The following is a 17396-nucleotide window of genomic DNA, read 5'->3' on the forward strand; positions in this document are numbered from 1 at the left end:
CCTCTCAGGGGATCACCTGTAGAAGCCGACGTCGTCGATGTAGACGTCAAAATCCTCGCCCTGCGCGAACCGGAATTCGATCACGTAGAGCCCTGCGACGTCGACGGCCTCGGCGGTGGGCTCGGCGCCCGTGCCGTCGCGCGTGAGCTCCTCGAAGGGGATCACGACCGGGGCCCACTCCGTGCTGAGGCGCGCGGTGTAAAACCAGTGGTCGAAGCACTTCTTGGCCTCGTCCTCTCCCGATTCATCGCAGATCCCGCCCGCGGGCTCCGAGACCTTGTCCGAGAGGTTGACCTTCATGGTGGTCACCGCGCCCGCGTCGCCGAGCTTGGCCCAGAACACGATACCTGTGTACGCCGACGCGTCGTAGGCGAGCAGACCCATGTCCGGGCCGTTCAGCGCGAAGCCGACCCCGGCGCCCCACATCGTGAAGCCGGACCCGGACGTGTGCATCGCCATCGTGCTCTGGCCGCGCGGCGGCGTGAGCGCCTCCGGGATGAACCCGGCGGGCATTTCCTCTGTGTGGACCGGGGGAGTCTGCGTGCCCGTCCCATCATTGTAGCTGTACCAGTAGCCGACCCTGCCACCGGCCTCATCGATGGCGCCATCGCCGTCTTCCATGTCGTCGATCCACTCGACGTCCGTGGGCACGACCCCCTCGCCCCCGCCCGCCCCCACGCCGCCCGCGCCGCCCGAGGCCGAGGCCGACGACAGACCGCCCGTCGCGCCGCCCGCTCCCTCCACCAGGTGGTAGCTGTCGTCCAGCCCCGCGAGCGCGGTGCACCCGCCGGCTGTGAGCGTCCACGCCGCCCAGATCCATGCTGCGCGCCTCTTCGCCATCTCTTCTCCTACCACCGCCGCGCGGGCGCGGTCCACGACCGCGCGGGACCGCCGGCGGCGCGGCGTCAGGCGATCGGGCTGTGCGGAGGGAGCGCGGCGGAGGGAGGATGAGAGCCCCCCAGCTGTGGAGTGAAGGTGGCCCGTCAGCGGAGCGGCGGGGCAACGTGGAAACGAAGCTCGTTCACTCCCAACCCGAGCTGCTGGCGGCGCCCAGGATCGCGCTCACGCCGTAGACCTGGCCGCCGTACATCTTGAACATGTGCATGTCGGTGTTCCCCATGAACATGGTGAACCCGACCCCGATGCCTGTCTCGACGTCGGCGAAGATGAGACGAGGGGTCAACGCGAGTGCCCCCGAGCCCGGCGGGCCAGGATCGCAGCTCGCGCCGGCGCTGCACGCAAACGAGCCGCCGCCGTTCTCGATGCGCTTGCAGTCGCTGACCGTGTCGCAGACGCCACTCGGGAACGACCGGAAGTACTTGTCCATCCAGCCCACGAGCTCGTCCCGCGCGTCGCGCTTGTCCGCCGCGACGGGCTCCTCCCACTTGACGGTATCCCCACTCGCGATGATGACCGCGGTGTTCGAGGGGAAATCTTGCCCGGAGACCTTGTAGTCCCCTGGCCGCACGACGATGGTTTCGATCTCGATGATCTGCTGGTTCTGGAGCTTGAGGCGAAGGGCGACCGGGATATCCGTGCTGCCGTCCGGCACCACTGCCTGGCTCGCGGAGCTGCAGGTCTCGGTGTCGAGCGCGCTGTGAGCGTATTTGAGCGCGCCGGCGGTCGTCCAGAGCCCTTCCTGACCGAGCGTCAGGGCTTCGCCGTTCTCGGTGAATTTCACGTTGTCGGCGACAGGCAACGTCGACGCATCGTGCGCCGCGAGCGCTTCGAAATAGGCGTCGATCGTGCTCTTCAGAAGATCGCGTGTGCAACCCGCGGCGTTCCCATTGCCCCCTGTCCCGCCGGTCGCGCTGCCGCCACCCTCTCCAGCGGACGTTCCTCCCTCGCCGGCCGATGACGCACCGGTTCCGCCGCTGCTCGCCGTGCCGCTGCTCCCACCGGTCGCGCTCGTCCCCATGCCGCCGCTGCCACCTGTCGCCGGCGGAGGCGACGAGTCGGCGCCGTCTCCGCCGCAGGCGATGAGCGCAAGCAACGGCAGGCAGCCTGCGAGGAAGCGACGCGCAAAGACTCGGGATCTCACGCCGTGGTCAGCCATGTCCTCGGCTACATCTCCCGCGCAGGCAAGTCAAGGGAGCTTGATCGCCGTGCCCCGCGCGTCTTTCGAATGCTCATCCGGGGGGACAGAAAAATACCGTCACGACGTGCCGTGTCGTTCGTTTCGTTCGTCCCAAGAGGCCCATGAACGAGCACCTTCGCGAGCTCGAAGGTCTGTTGCGAGTCGGCCATGTCGCCGCCATCGCTTGAAACGTCGTGCGTGTCCAGAACAGACTCTCCCTTGCAGCCGGTGTAGATATTGGATGCCGATGCAATCGCACGCCGGCAGCATACCTGGACTACGAACCTTGACTTTTGAATTTTCGCCCCCACTGTTTCGTGCTCGCCGCCAGAGCCTCTGTAACAATCACCACGGTAGGTGCGGCACCTCGCCGCACAGTTGCAGGCAAGGAGAGAGAGCATGCGTAGCATCAAGGTCGAGCTTGCATTGGGCCTCGCTGGCGCTGCCGCGCTTTGCGTCATGCTCGGCACCGTCCGCCCCGCGTCCGCGGACCCCCTGCCTTCGGGTGTCTCCTTCTGGTCAGGCGTCTTCGCTGGCCAGACGGTGAACTATGCGAACCCCAGCACCAGTTGCACGACGCTGCCGTTCACAGTTCACTCCGAGCTCAACAACACCAGCCAGTCCATCCAGGTCTACCCGACAACGGATTGCACGGGCCAGGCGCTCACCTTCCCGGCCAGCGACATCCACAGCTTCACGGGCTTCGACGGTCGAAGCTTCCGCGCGGCCGACTGACGGATACGTAAGGAGAAGGAGCCCCAGAGGTCTCGGAGACGTCAAGCTCCAGGCGCGGGCGCTGACCGCTCATCATCCGCGCGGGCGGCATGCCCTCAAGGACATGCGGCGGACCTATCCAGTCGACTCAAGTCGACGTGTTCTCCTCATTACCCTTCCGCGGCGAATCGTCCTCATCACGGCGTCACTCGCGCCGTCGTATTGCACCGTGATTCATTGCGCGCAGCAGGGCGGCTGCTACTGTGTCACAAATTACATCACCCAAGGAGAAATCTAGTGGGTAAAATTCAGCATTGGTACACGCTCTTGGGGACCCTCGCGGCGACCGCGATGGCGGTGTCGATCGCGGGGGCTGACCACGGCACACCCGGTGGAAGTGGCGGCGTCTACGTGCCGCCCGCGCCGGAGCCCGTGCCCCCGCAGCACGGCAAGTACTGGAAGGTGGCCAAGGCCTTCGCGCACGAGGTGTGGCTCGTCGATCAGTCGGACAGCCCCGGCACGAGCTTCGGCGGCCGGATCTTCATCTACGACGACGAGCAGGTCCGGCACAACGCCGCGACGGCCGTGCCCGAGGTGATCGACCTGGCCGACGCGACCGCCAGCTTGTGCATGGCCCAGACGGGCGCGAACCCCGTGCGCCCGCACATGCTGGTCTTCAATGACCAGGACTCCCACGCGGTGCTGTCCTTTGTGGCGTCGGGCCACGTCGTGTTCTTTGACGCGGTGACCCGGGCGCCGCTCGCCTGCTTCCGCACCGAGGTCGGCGCGGGCGGCGCGCGCCAGGCCCACGCGGTCTGGCCGGCGCCGGACGACAGCTACGTGCTCGTCGCCAATCAGAACGGCAAGAAGTTCGAGCGCATCAACACGAACTTCGCCACCAGCACCTTCACGCAGGACCCGGCCGCGACCCTGAACCTGGCCACCTGCACGACGCCGAACGGGCTGCCCTGTCAAGACGCGCTGCTGCGCCCCGACAACGCGCCGATCTGCCCGTTCGTTCCGCAGAGCGGCTACCCCGCGTATGTGTCGCTGCGCGGCGGCGGCATGTTCGCCATCGATCCGTTCACCACGCCCATGAGCATCGTCGCCGAATATGATGCCGAGCATATCCCGCGGGACGGCTGCGGCTTCATGCAGGCCAGGGGCTTCGTGTTCGGCAACGGCGGCGGCGGTAACCCCGCGAACCCGGACGGGTGGTTTCTCTGGCGCTTGCCGGAAGCCGGGCCCGACGTGTACGACCCCTTGAACCCGGTCAACACACCCGAGCCGCTCATCCTCTCGCACGACACGAGCGGACCTCGCGACGCTCACGGCGTGGCCCGCTCCGGCAATGAGAAGTACGTGTACTTCTTCGATCGCGCCGCCAACGTGGTCGAGATCTACCGGGCGGCCAGCGGCGCGTACGTGAAGACCGAGAGCCTGATCTCGCCCTTCTCGAGCGACCCCACGCCCGATCTGGCCGGTGAAGCCCCCGACGGCAAGTACGTGTACCTCTCGCTGCGCGGCCCGAACCCACTCTCGGGCGATCCGCACGCCTCGACCGGCTCCACGCCGGGGCTGCTCGTCATCGAGCTGCTGAACCACGGGCGGGACATGGCGGTGCGCGGGCTCGCTCCGATCAGCAACATCGACGCGGGCGGGGTTCAGCGCGCCGACGGTCACGGCATCCGGGTCCGCCGCGTCCACTGACGAGTCGCCGCCCCCCGCCCCTCTCACGCCCTCACCGGGCCAGCCCGCGCCGCCTCACTCGTCGATGACCGCCTGGACGATCCCGTCGAAGAACTCCGCGTTCCCGACCGCGTCGAGCATCCCGTTCCACCCGATCTCGTCGAACGGATTCGGCAGGCCGTGGTTGGTCAAGAGGATCCCGAACAGCTCGCGGCGGCGGTCGATCCACATGAAGGTCCCCGTGCCGCCCGCCTTCCCGTAAGAGCCCTTCGATAGGCGCATCCCGCCGCTGGAGAAGCGGCGCGTCTCGAGCTCCCAGCCGTAGCCCTTGGGCGTCGACAGGAGGTTCGCCAGCGGGGACACGTCGGTCTCCGCCGCCGTGACCTCGGGCGTCTGGTCGCTCACCATCGCCGCGGCGGACTGGCGGCTCAGGATGCGGACGCCGCCGTAGCGGCCGCCGTTCAGGATCATCTGGCAGAAGACCGCCATGTCGATCGCCGTCGAGAAGACCCCGTCACAGCCGACGATGCCGCCGAGCACGTAGTCCTGCTCGTCCTGCACCTCGCCGCGGACCATCCGGCCCCGGATCTCGGAGTAGCCCGTGGCCGCGGTCCGCGGGATCAGCGCCGCCGACGGGTTGAAGGTCGTGTCGCTCATGCCGAGCGGACCCCAGATACGCTCCTTCGCGAAGGTGTCGAGATCCACGCCGGCGGCGGCCTCGATCACCCGCCCGAGGAGGCGGTAGGTGAGATCGCTGTAGAGCACCTGCGTGCCGGGCACGTACTCGAGCGGCGCCTTGGCCATGCTCCGCCAGACGTGCTCGCAGTCCGGATCGTCCTGGAACGGGACGTCCATCGGCAGGCCGGCCGCGTACCGGAGCATGTCCCGCACCCGGATGGCGTGCTTGCCGTTGGCCGCGAAGTCCGGCACGAAGTCGGCGACCCGATCGTTCAGCCGCAGGACGCCGTCCTGCACGAGGATCAGCGCCGACGTGGCCGTCGCCAGGACCTTCGTGATCGAGAGCAGGTCGAACAGCGTGTCGAGCGTGACCGGCTCGTCCTCGCCGCGGACCCGGGTGCCGAACGCCCGATGCCCCACGATCCTCCCCTGCCGCGCGATCAGGGCGACCGCGCCCGGGAAGAGGCCGTCCTTCACCCGGCGCTCGATGCGCGCGAAGACGTCCTCGATGCGCTCCGAGCTCATGCCCGCGCGCTCGGGGCGCCCGGGGACGAGCTCGCCGTAGCTCGGCGCGTGCGTCGGCGCGTGCGCCTCGGCCACCCGGGGCGACAGGACCGACGGCGCGAACGCAGCCACCGCCGCCGTGTGGCCCAGCCCCTGAAGAAGACGCCTGCGATTCAAAGGTCCATGCTCAGTGCACATGATCGCTCCTGATCCGTGAGGTGACGAGCCGCGATCCGCGGGAGGCACTCCGCGCCGCTGCGGAGGCCGCCTGGAGGCTCTCCGCGCGCTGTCGATCAGGTCGCCGTCGCCGTCCTCAGCGGTCGCAGAGCAGAGAGCAGGACGCGTGCCGGGCGGCGGACCCAGCAATTTGCGGCGCCGCCGCGCGTCCGCTCCCGTCGGCCGGCGCGCCGATCGTGCATCCGCCTGCACGATCCGGACGAACTGCATGGATTTGCATGATTCGTGCAAACCGGCGCGCGGCGCCGCGTAGGATGTGCTCGTGGACGAAGGCTTTCCCGGCAGCGATGCGCGGGGCTCCTGCACGCCCCTGCGGCTCGCGATCGTGGCGGGCAGCACGATCGCCTTCGCCCCCTTGCCGCCCCGCGGCTGCGTCGTCCTCGGCCGCGACGAGGGGTGCGACGTGCGCATCGACGATCGCTCGGTCTCGCGCCGGCACGCCGTCCTCCACGTCGGGCCCCCGCTCCGGATCGAGGATCTCGGGAGCGCCAACGGCACCTTCGTCGGCGAGCAGCAGCTCCCGACGCTGACGGCGCGGACCCACCGCCTGCGGCGCCTCTCGCGCGACAGCGCCGAGATCGGCATCGGCGAGCGCTTCAACCTCGGCGCGACGACGATCGTGGTCGGCCGCGCGCCCGCGGAAGCAGCCACGGAGCCCGATTGCTGCCACGTGCCCGCCGGCGTCGTGGTGCGCGCGCCGGCGATGCTGGCGCTGTACGAGCAGGCCGCCCGCGCCGCGCGGAGCCTCATCAGCGTGCTCATTCTGGGCGAGACGGGGGTGGGCAAGGAGGTGCTCGCCCGGACCCTCCACGCGCGCTCGCCGCGGGCGAGCGGCCCCTACGTCGAGCTGAACTGCGCCGCGCTGCCGCCGTCGCTCCTCGAGAGCGAGCTCTTCGGCCACGAGAAGAGCGCCTTCACGGGCGCCACCCAGGCGCGCCCGGGCCTCCTCGAGTCGGCCCACGGCGGCACGCTCTTCCTGGACGAGATCGGCGAGCTGCCGCTCGCCTTCCAGGCGAAGCTGCTCCGCGTCCTCGAGGACCGGAAGGTGCTCCGCATCGGAGGCCGCGCGCCCCGCCGGATCGACCTCCGCTTCGTGGCGGCGACCAACCGCGATATCGAGGCGGAGATCGCCCGCGGCGCCTTCCGGCAGGACCTCTACTTCCGGCTGAACGGCATCTCGCTCGTCGTCCCGCCGCTGCGCGAGCGGGTCTCCGAGATCGGCCCGCTCGCCGGGAGGTTCCTCGAGGAGGCGTGCCGGCAGCTGGAGCAGCGCAGCGCGCCCCGCATCTCGCCGGAGGCGCTGGCCGTCCTCGAGGCGTATTTCTGGCCGGGGAACGTGCGCGAGCTGCGCAACGTGATCGAGCGCGCGGCGGTCCTGTGCGCGGGGGACTCGGTCGAGCCCGTCGATCTGCCGCCGCACCTGGCGTATGGCCCCGCGCCGCCGCTGAGCGGCTCGGCGCCGCTGAGCGGATCGCCATCGAGAGGCTCCACGCCGCCGCCGAGCGGACCCGCGCCGCCGCCGTCGAGAGGCTCCACGCCGCCGCCGAGCGGACCCGCGCCGCCGCCGTCGAGAGGCTCCACGCCGCCGCCGAGCGGACCCGCGCCGCTGCCGTCGAGAGGCTCCACGCCGCCGCCGGCCAGCGACGCCACCCCGGCGCGCTGGGGACCGGAGGGCGAGACCGCCGAGGGCTCCGGGCCTCCGGCAGAGGCCGCCGCGCCGCCGCCGGGCGCCGACGCCATGGCGAGGCTCCGGCTCGAGATGAAGGCCGTCGACCGCCAGCGCGTCCTCGAGGCGCTCGAGCAGTCGGCGGGCAACCAGACCCGCGCCGCGAAGCTCCTCGGCATCTCGCTGCGCACGCTGATCAACCGCATCGACGCGTATGGCATCCCGCGGCCGCGGAAGCGGCCGCCCTGAGCGCTCACGAGCGACCGGGCGCGTGCTGCGCTTTTGGTACGAGTTGAAGTACCCCCGCTCGCCGGCCAGCCGGCTCGATCGTCGCGTGCTGCCAGACCGGGACTCCGCTGGGCCGCTCGTCACCGCGCCGCACGAGGCGGCTCGGCGCCGGCTCGCCGTGCGAGAGGCGGTGGCTTCGTCCGTGGTTACGGCGGCTCCCTCGTGAAAGTAACGGTGATTGGCAGCGTCCAGCTACCGAACGGTGCTCCAGATCTGTCTTTCGCCGGCACGTAACGTCTCCTCACGGCGCACTGGGCTGCGGCGGCCCCGAAGCCGTACCCAGAGTCGTGCAGGACCACCGCCCAGCGGGCGGAGCCGTCGGGCTCCACATACACCTTGATGACAGCGGTGCCCCTGTCGATGGCGTTCTTGTCTGCCTCATCGGGGTAAGGACACGCCCACACCGCACTACCCGATGGAGGCTCGCGCGCTGCGTCCAGTTGCGCGGCACCGGGTATGGAGGCTGTCGTGGCCTCGCATGCGGTCATGACCAGCAAGGGCAGGAGGAGAAGCGTCGCACGCACGCCAGTGGGCCGGTCCATCCGGGCGGATGTCATCATCGAAGCTTGTGTGAGGCGAGCCCATGTCGACTAGTCGCGCCCGTGTAGCGCTCGGGGCACGGCGGTCGGATGACGAAATGGATCGACCTCGGGGCGGGCAAGTGGATCGCAGCATGCACGCAACTTTCTGCAAGGAGGGCCCCCGGCTGGCAAGAAATCAAGGCGCTCATTCGGAATGCATCCGGCGCGTCGCGGGAGCAGGCGACAGGGGCGGCGGAGCGGATCGGGGTCGGTCGGCCAGGTGGACGGGGACGGGCTGGCGGCCGGCGGCGACCGCGGAAGGTGCGCTGGCGAGCAGGAACGGCCGTGCGTTGAAGGTCGCGCACGCCTGGTACGGATCGGAGTGAAACATCCAGTGGATATAGACCTTGCCGCCCGGCGACACGAGCAGTTGCGGCGGCGCATCGAAGGGGGCCGCGCGTCGCACTGCCTCGAGCGCGACCACGTCGAAGACGACGGAATCACTCGACCTGGCGACGCCCAGCCGGGCCAGGCGGCCATCCCCCTGGTTCACGGCGATCTCGAGCAGCACGGCCATGTCCGCCGCGCCGCGGAGCTCCGGATACGCCTCGCCCGCGGCCGCCAGCTCCTCCTCGAACACGTAATGGATGCGGTCGTGCATGGAGTTGATGTAGAGCGCGAAGGGGACGTGGCGGATCTTGCCGAGCGCGACGCGGTTCCCGGCCTGGACCTCGGGGACGTACGCATCGGAGAGCGCCTGTGCGGAGCGCCATTCTTCGATCTTCTGCCGGTGACGGATGACGGCGGGCGTCGCCGACGGTGGAAATTCGGAGCAGCAGGCCGTGAGCAGCAGGAACGTTGCCAACTTGGGGATGCGGCCGTGTGTTCTCGGGGCTGTGACTTCGCTCATCTTGGTCTCAGAGCGTTGATCGCAGGGGCAAATCATTTCATTGCTGTTGCCTGTGATTGGTGTGGTGCTCGTCAATTCAGTCCGAAGAACGCGGCGGCTTCGACTCTTGCTCGATCTCGGATCTCTTGGACCGTCCTGGCAATTTCTCGATTGTTTGCGGCGAGTAGGGCGCGAACATCTCGCTCCTGTCTACCTAGCTCTGCTTGAATAAGGGGATGCGAGAGCACACGCAGTTCATTGCCTGGTGTGTTCATGTCGACGCTCTCCTTGTTGATGATAAAATTATCGAGCGCTTCGTACGCGACTCGCGCAGCCCACGCGGCCTCCTGCGCTTCGCCAGCCAGCTTCGCGCGCAAGGCGTAGGCTACGGCCATGCCGGCGTTCTGTGCGTTCGTGGCCTCCTGCGTCCAAGGTCCTTCGATGCTATCTTCCTGCGGGATTAGATTCATGATTGCCTCGATCTGGCGCTCGAGGCCGGTCGCGCTGTTTGTTGCGCTGGGGTCCGCCCATACCATCTCCAAGGCTATCTCCATGGGGTTCGTGGGGTTTCGTTCTGTCTGCCTTATAAAAAATCGATAGGCTGGCATCTGTCGCTCGGCGCACGCTGCTGCGAAAGCAACCCGAAACGGGACGGGCAAGCGCTCCAGGTTAGAGATCAAATTCGCTTCGTCGAACCTTCGCATTGTTGTCACCTGGGCCATGTGGCTGTTGTTGGACTTATTAGTACGCCGCCGCTCGATTCGATCGACACTGCACACTGCGGACAGATCGCACGTGTGACGGCCAGCGCCTGCGGTGTTAGACCCGCTTGCTGTGCATGGGTGAGTGCGGTTATTTCAGCGTGGGCGTTGGGCAAGCTCGCACTGATTTCCCCTGGAACGAGCAACGCACGTTGTGAAGGGGTGAGGTCCGGCCCGCCTCCGGCAATGATCCGGCCACCGGTCGTGTCGAGCGCCGCCGTCGTTCGCATCCGTTGAGCGACTGGATGCAGGACGCCGTGGATCTGCTGTGCCCTCGCTGCCAACGGTGTCGCGGTTACGGCTCCCACCGCCGCCGACTCCTCCGCGAGCGCCCCCAGCCCTCTCCCCATCCCGAAGACGGTGGCCGCCGCGAGGATCACCGACTTGGTCCCCGCCGCGCCCGCTGCCCGGTAGTCGCCTCGGTCGATCGCGAGCGCGGTGTCCGCGGCGCCCTGCCCGATGTGGAAGAGCGGGTTCACGGCGTTGAGCGCGCCGAGGAGCCCGTCCTGCTCGTAGCCCTGCCAGAGCGCGCCGCCCAGCTCGTATCCGCCGTACATCCCGAACGTCAGCGCATTGAGCACCAGCGACCGTGCGATGCCGAAGCCGACGTCGCCCGTGCCCTCCGCGGCGCCCAGCAAGGTCTGGCCCACGACGGTGCCCGGGCCGCCGGCGCCGGCGTGCTCCGGCGAGACGGTCACCGGCTGCGGCGCGTAGCCCGACGAGGTTCCGGTCGTGCCCACGTCGACAGGCGCCGTCGTGGCGCCGACCTCCGCAGCCTCGAATGAGCCTTCTACCCTTGGGCTTTCTGTCGGGTGGAAGAATGGATGATTGCATTCGGGTCCGCCGCAGTTCAGCATGCGCCGCACCGCGGGATCCTTGTGAAACTCGTCCGGATCGACCTGATCCTCCTGAGCAGCCGGCTGGAACCCGCTCGGATCGACGTAGTTGAGCGGGCTGTTGCGCACGTAGCTGTACGGGTTCCAGCTCTGGCCCGACAGCGGCGCTTGCACGATCGGATCGGTCGTCAAGAACCGACCGATCCTCGGATCAAAGATCCTCCCCTTCATGTTGACGAGGCCGAGCTCGTCATCGCCCTCGTGCCCTGTGAACCCCCGCGTCGTCTCGCTGGAGAACGACGCCGGCACGGGCTCCCCCCACACCGGGTCTCTCCGCTGGCCGAACGGATCGTAGCTCCGCCGCTCGATCACGGCGCCGTCTTCGTCCGTGAGCGCGTCGACCGAGCCGAGGTGGTCGACGTGGACGTAGCGCGTGCCGTCCCCGGCGCCCCCGCGGGTCACGATGGCCACGACCCGCTCCGGCGAGTGGACGTGGTACCGATGCTCCACCCTCCCCGACGCCGCGTCGGTGACCCGCTCGTACAGATCGCCGAAGTAGAGCGTCTCCTCGTCCGGCGTGGTCTTGCGGATCCTCTGCTGGTCGCCGTCGTAGGCGAACGAGACGGTGCTCGTGCCCTGCGTGATGGTCTCCGGCAGGTCGAAGGGCGTGTAGCGCACCGTCACGCCGCCCGGGCGCGCGATCTGGTTGCCGACGGCGTCGTAGCTGAAGCGGTCCGTGCCCGCGCCGGTGACGGCGTGCGGGTGCTGCGGGTCGTCGTAGGCGAGCGTGCCGACGTCCGACTTGAAGGTGAGATTGCCGTCGGGCGCGACCTCGTAGCGGAGCGCGCACGGAACCGACGCGCTGTCGGTGGCGCTGAAGTACGCGCACGTCAGCCGCTCCAGCGCGTCATGGCGGAAGCGCTCGGTCCGGTGCTGTGGCTGGAGCGCATCGGTCCGGAGCGTGAGGCGCCGCCGCGCGTCATAATCGTACGACAGGTCTTGCACCTCGGCCGTGCCGCGCCGGGTGACGAGGCTCTCCAGGCGTTGCTTGTCGGCGAAGTAGCTCCGCTCCGTGACGGTGCCATTGCCGAACAGCTCTTCTCGGTAGCGGCCTGCGCTGTCGACGTCGGTCAGGCGCCAGTAGGCAGAGCGCGTCGCGGCGTCGCGCATGGCGAGCACGTGGCCACGAGCGTCGTGGTCGTGAGCCACGACGAACGGCGCCGCGCCGGCCGGGGTGGGGTACGTGATCGTCTCGATGCGACCCAGGCCGTCATAGTCGAGCCTGCTCTCCAGGGCCGCGCGCTCCCCCTCGATGCGGAGCGTCACCGTCTCGAGCTTGCTCTCCGCGTTGTAGGTGTACGTCTTCTGCCCATCGGGGCTCGCGAGCGCCTCGAGCTTGCCGATGCCGTTCGCCGCCGTATCCCACGTCCACGTCGTCGTCCGCCGCTCCGCGCCGTGCTCGTCCAGGCGCGATCGGGCGCGCCCGAGAGGATCGTACTCGAACGTCGTGACTCGCCCGAGCGCGTCCGTCGAAGTGACGAGCTCCCCGAAGCCATCGTTCGTGGACACCGTCGTGCCCCGATCCGGATCCTCGCGTTTGCGGACGCGGCCGAACGCGTCGTGGGTCGTGGTCGTAACTGCGCCGCCCGGATCGGTGACCGTGGTCAGCACCCCGAACGGGCCGTAGCCATAACGCGTGATGCCCAGCGCCGCATCGGTGACGGCCACCGGCCGTCCCAGCGGGTCCTTCTCGACCGCGGTCACGTGACCGAGCGCATCGGTGACCTCGACGCGCAAGGCGTCGTAGTCGGTCTCCACGACTGCGTTCCACGGCGTCGTGTGCCGCACCTCGCGGCCCACCGCATCGTGCTCGTACACGTCAACCAGGAGCTCGTCTTCGGGCGTCCCTTCGCGCACCGGCACCGAGCGCCGCGCGATGTGCTCGCCGAGTGCGTCGTACGCGATCTGCTGCATGAGGCGCGGAAGCTCGTCCCTGGCGCCCTCCACGGAAGGTCCGTGCCACAACCACCGGATCGGACGGCCGAGGCTGTCGATCTCGACGGTATCGTCGGCGCCGCCGGTCGTCGTGGTCCGCTGCGTCACGCGCCAACCGTCCTGGTCCGGGCCGCCGTCCTTTGTGCGCGACAGCTCGATCGTCGTTTGCGTTCCATCGGGCCGAATCTCGAGCCCGAGGCGGCCGAAGCCATCGTATCTCCACTCGGTCACGAGCCCGTTCGGATCGACCCGCTCGACGAGCACCCCGAGCCCCTCATCGAGCTCCACGCGCGTCGTGTGGCCGGCCGCGTTGACGTGCGTCTCGGGAAAGATCCCTTCGGGGTCATACGTCGTGCTCCACGCCCGGTGGTGGCCGAACGCGTCGTCCGCCGTCACCCCCGTGACGTTCCCGAAGTCGTCCCGCGTGTAGACGACATCGAGCTTCGTGTCCGGGATGCCTTCGTCGCTGTCCGTGGATTCGGTGTCAATCTCGCCATAGTCCGTCGTCGTGCGCGTGAGCAGGCGACACTGCGAGCGCCCCGCGGCCGCGCTGCACGCCTGCTCCGTCGCCAGCTGGCCGAGCACCCACCGCTCGGTGTCGTTCTTGTAGGTGCGCGTGATGTCGAGCGTCAGGTCGACGCCGCGGGTCGAGACCTCCTCGGTGATCACGTTGCCGAACGCATCGAACTCGGTCACCTTCGCGACCGAATCGCGCAGCAGCGTCGCGCCGCCTCCACCGTGGTCGACCAGCTCGACGTACGCCTCCACCGTGGGCGCCTCGCCACTCTCCGGCGGAACCACCCCTTGCGCTCGCCGGGTCCGGCGCTCGGTCGGGAGCGTGAAGTAGCTCGCGCCCTCGCTCGTCGGAACGAGCGTCCGCTCGACGTCGAGGAACGAGAGCTCGATCGGGTCCGGCCTCGGCTGGCCCGGCCGCCCCGGAGCCCAGCGCCGTTGCTGCTTCACCTGCCCCGCGAACGGGAAGACCTCGAGCTCCTCATCGAACGTGACATTGTCGTACCGCTCGGCCGTCCCGGCGCGGGTGTCGAGATCGACGACGATTCGCTCCCCGAACCCCAGAAACCCCCGCCCGAGGCGGTGGTAGCGCCCGTCGCGGTAGCGGACCTCGAAGCGCCGCGGCCGGTCCGCACCGTTGTTGACAGCGTAGCCGCTGACGACCCGCCGAGGCCCCACCGCGCAGCGGCGCGGGTAATCGCAGTCGTTCGCCGCGTCGTCGCGAGAGAGGTAGAGCATGCCCTCCCGCTCCGGATCTCCCGCGGCGGTGTCGTTCGTGATCGAGGCGTCGGTGAGATGGCCATACGCGACGCTCACGTTCGGCACGAAGCCCGCCTCGCCCGGCTCGTGCGCGTTCATCCCGTCGGAGACCGCGACGAGGAGATCCTGGTCGGCCGCGCGGCTCTGGAAGATCGTGAATACGCCGTCGATCGGCAGCACCACATCCTGTGCTCCGTCGCCGTTGATCTCCCCGACCCTCGGCCCGTGCGGCTCGGCCAAGGTGACGGCGTCCCCGACCGCCGCCTCGAACGGGATCTTCGGGTCGACGAGCGCGAACGTCGGCCCGTCGCGCGCGCCCGTGGCCTGCAGGACGGCCCACGACGGCAGCGCGAGGGATGAGCCCGGCAGCATGCCCGGCGGCACCGGCATCAGCAGATCCTGCATTCCATCGTTGTTGTAGTCCAGGGGGGTCGCGAGCTTGAAGAACGTGTCCTGTGCGCCGAGCTCCGCCGGGTCAAGGGCAAGGCTGTCGCCGAGGTCCTCCGGGTCAAGGCTCACGATGAAGCCCACCTGGCCGAGGCTCTCGACCCCCGGCGTGGCGAACGTCGCCCCTGTGTTGAGGTACGTGCGGAGCCCGTGATAGCTGAAGCCGGATTGCACGGCGTCGGGCAAGGTGTCCCCGTTCACGTCGAGAAATACGACACGCCCCCCGATCTGAGGGAGCTTTGTGTCGAACACCTCCCAGCTGCCGTCGTGCCGGCGGGTGAGCGCGGCCCACGTCGACGCGGGGAGCATCGCGCCATCGCTGAACGTCAGCACGGTCGCCACGACGAGATCGACCTTGCTGTCCGCGTTGAGGTCGAGCGTCTGGATCTCCATCTCACAGGGAAACCCGTTGAGCGGCTCGAGCGACTCCCCCGCGCGGTCGAACCCCGCCGGCGTCCCGTCACGCTCGGGCTTCCAGCGGTGGACGAGCCACGTCGCCTCGAATGGGTTCAGGGTCAGCTCGCGGCTGTGATCGTCACACTGGATCAGATCGGGCACGCCGTCGCCGTCGACATCGGCGAGGTGCATCGCGCCCTCGGGCATGCTCAATCCGGGCGGCGCGGGACGGACGCCGATCGGGAACGGCCGCCGAATGCCGGTATCGTGGACCTCGAAGGTGCGGTCCGGCCGGGCCAGGAGCACATGCCAGGTGTCGGTCGCGTCATGAACGTCGTGCAACAAGACGTCCATCCGGTGATCCTGGTTGTAATCAATGGCCGTCCCGAGCTCGGGCTGAAGGAAAGCCGGATCGGCGGCCTCGAACGACGGGTCGACAACGGGCCAGTCCTCGAAGAGCGCCAGGGTCGCCGGCTCCGGGTACGGCACCGCCGCGCCCGGCCCTCGATTGCGCGCGACGAGCCAGCCGGTGATGGGGTTGCGGGGCGTGCTCAGCCCCGCGACCGTGTCCGGGAGCACGAGGTCGTCGAGCCCGTCGCCGTCGATGTCGAGGAGCATCGGGCTCGCCTTCCTGGAGGTCGGCCTGGCAACGTCCGTCGCGATCTGCTGAAACCCCGTCTCACCGCGGCTGTACTGAAATCGCGTGGGGGGCTTGCATACGCCATCGCCCGCGCACTCCTCGACTTCGGTCAGGAGCGTCCGCCGCGTCGTCTCGCTCGCCTCGTACGTGAGCCCGTAGCGCCGCACAAGCGTGTCGTCCGGCCCGAGCATCTGGATCTCGTCGAGGCGCAGCGCGCTCTGGAGCTCCATGCCGCCCGCGTAATGCGCCCGGACCCCGCCCGGCTCCTTCGTCGTATACACAAACCGCACCGCCCGCGAGGGCTCGAGCTCCGGCGCGCCCTCGAAGCTCGTGTACCGGATCTCGTCGAGCGCGTACTCCGCCGTGAAGCCCTCCTCGGCATCGGCGAGGCAGTAATCGTACGTCATGGCGTTGCCGCGCCCGTCGCGCGCCCTGGTGGCGAGCCACGCGCGCGGGGCGCCACCCAGCGCGAGCGGCTTGCCGCTGTCGCTGTGCCCATACTCGATGACGAGCCCGGACGGCATCATCGCCTCGAAAAAGAGCGCCTCCGCGGGCGCCTGCCCTTCCTCGGCATGGTGCCCGACCACCTTGACCCTCGTGTCGGGGAACGTCCTGTACTCGATGATCCCCGGTGCGCGCCCCACCGCGACAAGCCGCGTGTTGTCGAGGCACAGTGCGTCCTCCGCATCGTACCGGACGCCGCGGATCTCCCCGTCCTGGGCCAGGGTCTTCGGACACCGCGTGATCGCCGACAGCCCGGCGATCGAGAAGCCCGCCCCGAGAACGCCTTCGCCGGCTGCGCTGTCGTAGTGGAGCGCGAGCCGCGGCTCCACCCCCGCGCGTCCCGGGACCGAGACGAGCGGCATGACGTAGGTCGCCTCTCCCGTGCTCGTGATCGAGAACGTCCCCGCCATGGCGCCGGCAGCGACGGTCTTGACCCCCGGTGCGCGTCCGGCCCTCGGCGGTTCGCTCGGGTCGCGCGTCCGGCAGGCGATGGTGCTGTGAGGACGAATCGGCGGAAGCTCGGGTATACACGTACACCCCGCCTCCGCCAGCACACAGCTCAAGAACATCAAGAGCGGGACCAACGCCTGCACGACACCTCGCAGCAACAGCGCCATCGCGGCCTCCCCTCGCGGGAAGGAGCGCATGGAGCTGTCGCGCATGTCAAGCGCCGCCCGGATACTTGCGTTCGGCGGAGATGCGCTCTCTCTGGGGTGGGAGGCTTCGATCAGCTCATCGGCCTGCGCCCCTTGGCTCGTCGAGACGCTCTCGACAGAACGGGGAGAGCGCCTCTCCCCAAGCCTTCTGGCTAACAGACGGAAGCGACGAGCGGCGAGAGCGCTCGACCGGGAGCCCCGAGGAGAGCAAGAATGCGGCGAGGGCGCCGTGCTGCCCAGGAAGCGGGCGGCGCCGTCCAGGAAGCGGGCGGCGCCGTCCAGGAACCGGGCGGCGCCGTCCAGGAAGCGGGCGGCGCCGTCCAGGAAGCGGGCGGCGCCGTCCAGGAACCGGGCGGCGCCGTCCAGGAACCGGGCAGCGCCGTCCAGGAACCGGGCCGGGCCGTCCAGGAACCGGACCGGGCCGTCCAGGAATCCGGCGCGCCGTCCAGGAACCGGGCCGGGCCGTTCAGGAATCCGGCGCGCCGTCTGCTGCATCCAGTCAACGCGCACGCCTTCCCGGCGCCATCGGCGCTCATCCCGGTCCCGTCGCTCGTCCAGGACACGCCCGCGCTCCCCGCGGCCATGGCGGTCCATGACGCGCGAGCTCGGCCGCGGCGAGGTCCTCT

Annotated in this window: 10 protein-coding genes; 3 read left to right on the plus strand and 7 right to left on the minus strand. The window is 69.2% G+C overall.

Going from position 1 to position 17396, the window contains the following annotated elements:
- Window positions 1–12: 12 nt before the first annotated feature.
- Together WMF36_RS35135 and WMF36_RS35140 are read right to left on the minus strand one after the other, a co-directional pair.
- Window positions 13–840, minus strand: a complete 828-nt coding sequence (locus WMF36_RS35135) for a hypothetical protein (protein ID WP_437575175.1) — start codon at window positions 838–840, stop codon at window positions 13–15.
- Between the two features lie 181 nt (window positions 841–1021).
- On the minus strand, window positions 1022–2041 hold the full coding sequence (locus WMF36_RS35140) for a hypothetical protein (RefSeq protein WP_437575176.1): 1020 nt from the start codon (window positions 2039–2041) through the stop codon (window positions 1022–1024).
- Between the two features lie 435 nt (window positions 2042–2476).
- Here WMF36_RS35140 and WMF36_RS35145 point away from each other — a divergent pair, with 435 nt between their 5' ends.
- Window positions 2477–2812, plus strand: coding sequence for a hypothetical protein (locus WMF36_RS35145; protein ID WP_437575177.1), 336 nt, complete (start codon window positions 2477–2479; stop codon window positions 2810–2812).
- A 276-nt stretch (window positions 2813–3088) separates the two neighbouring features.
- A complete protein-coding gene (locus WMF36_RS35150) occupies window positions 3089–4501 on the plus strand; it encodes a hypothetical protein (protein ID WP_437575178.1) in 1413 nt (470 codons plus the stop codon).
- 54 nt (window positions 4502–4555) lie between these two features.
- Here the strand turns inward: WMF36_RS35150 and WMF36_RS35155 are convergent, their stop codons facing one another.
- On the minus strand, window positions 4556–5839 hold the full coding sequence (locus tag WMF36_RS35155) for a serine hydrolase (RefSeq protein ID WP_437575179.1): 1284 nt from the start codon (window positions 5837–5839) through the stop codon (window positions 4556–4558).
- 322 nt (window positions 5840–6161) lie between these two features.
- On the opposite strand from WMF36_RS35155, the gene WMF36_RS35160 reads away from it, so the two are divergent.
- Window positions 6162–7814: a sigma 54-interacting transcriptional regulator gene (locus WMF36_RS35160; protein WP_437575180.1), complete on the plus strand. Its 1653-nt coding sequence runs from the start codon at window positions 6162–6164 to the stop codon at window positions 7812–7814.
- A gap of 185 nt (window positions 7815–7999) precedes the next feature.
- Here WMF36_RS35160 and WMF36_RS35165 read toward each other — a convergent pair whose 3' ends face one another.
- The 4 genes from WMF36_RS35165 to WMF36_RS35180 all read right to left on the minus strand — a co-directional run bounded on the left by WMF36_RS35165 (window position 8000) and on the right by WMF36_RS35180 (window position 17265).
- Complete coding sequence (locus WMF36_RS35165) at window positions 8000–8413, minus strand: TonB family protein (RefSeq protein WP_437575181.1); 414 nt, start codon at window positions 8411–8413, stop codon at window positions 8000–8002.
- A 166-nt stretch (window positions 8414–8579) separates the two neighbouring features.
- Window positions 8580–9359, minus strand: coding sequence for an energy transducer TonB family protein (locus WMF36_RS35170; protein ID WP_437575182.1), 780 nt, complete (start codon window positions 9357–9359; stop codon window positions 8580–8582).
- A complete protein-coding gene (locus tag WMF36_RS35175) occupies window positions 9356–9967 on the minus strand; it encodes a DUF416 family protein (RefSeq protein ID WP_437575183.1) in 612 nt (203 codons plus the stop codon). The genes WMF36_RS35170 and WMF36_RS35175 overlap by 4 nt, the downstream gene beginning before the upstream one ends.
- Before the next feature lie 5 nt (window positions 9968–9972).
- Window positions 9973–17265, minus strand: a complete 7293-nt coding sequence (locus tag WMF36_RS35180) for an RHS repeat-associated core domain-containing protein (protein WP_437575184.1) — start codon at window positions 17263–17265, stop codon at window positions 9973–9975.
- Window positions 17266–17396: the final 131 nt, after the last annotated feature.

Origin of the sequence: Sorangium sp. So ce887, from assembly GCF_051521455.1 — a bacterium.
Taxonomy (GTDB): domain Bacteria; phylum Myxococcota_A; class Polyangia; order Polyangiales; family Polyangiaceae; genus Sorangium.

Excerpts from the sequence above, each read along its gene's own strand:
- WMF36_RS35135 (WP_437575175.1), bottom strand. The coding sequence starts at position 840 with ATGGCGAAGAGGCGCGCAGCATGGATCTGGGCGGCGTGGACGCTCACA.
- WMF36_RS35145 (WP_437575177.1), top strand. The coding sequence starts at position 2,477 with ATGCGTAGCATCAAGGTCGAGCTTGCATTGGGCCTCGCTGGCGCTGCC.
- WMF36_RS35165 (WP_437575181.1), bottom strand. The coding sequence starts at position 8,413 with ATGATGACATCCGCCCGGATGGACCGGCCCACTGGCGTGCGTGCGACG.
- WMF36_RS35175 (WP_437575183.1), bottom strand. The coding sequence starts at position 9,967 with ATGCGAAGGTTCGACGAAGCGAATTTGATCTCTAACCTGGAGCGCTTG.
- WMF36_RS35180 (WP_437575184.1), bottom strand. The coding sequence starts at position 17,265 with ATGCAGCAGACGGCGCGCCGGATTCCTGAACGGCCCGGCCCGGTTCCT.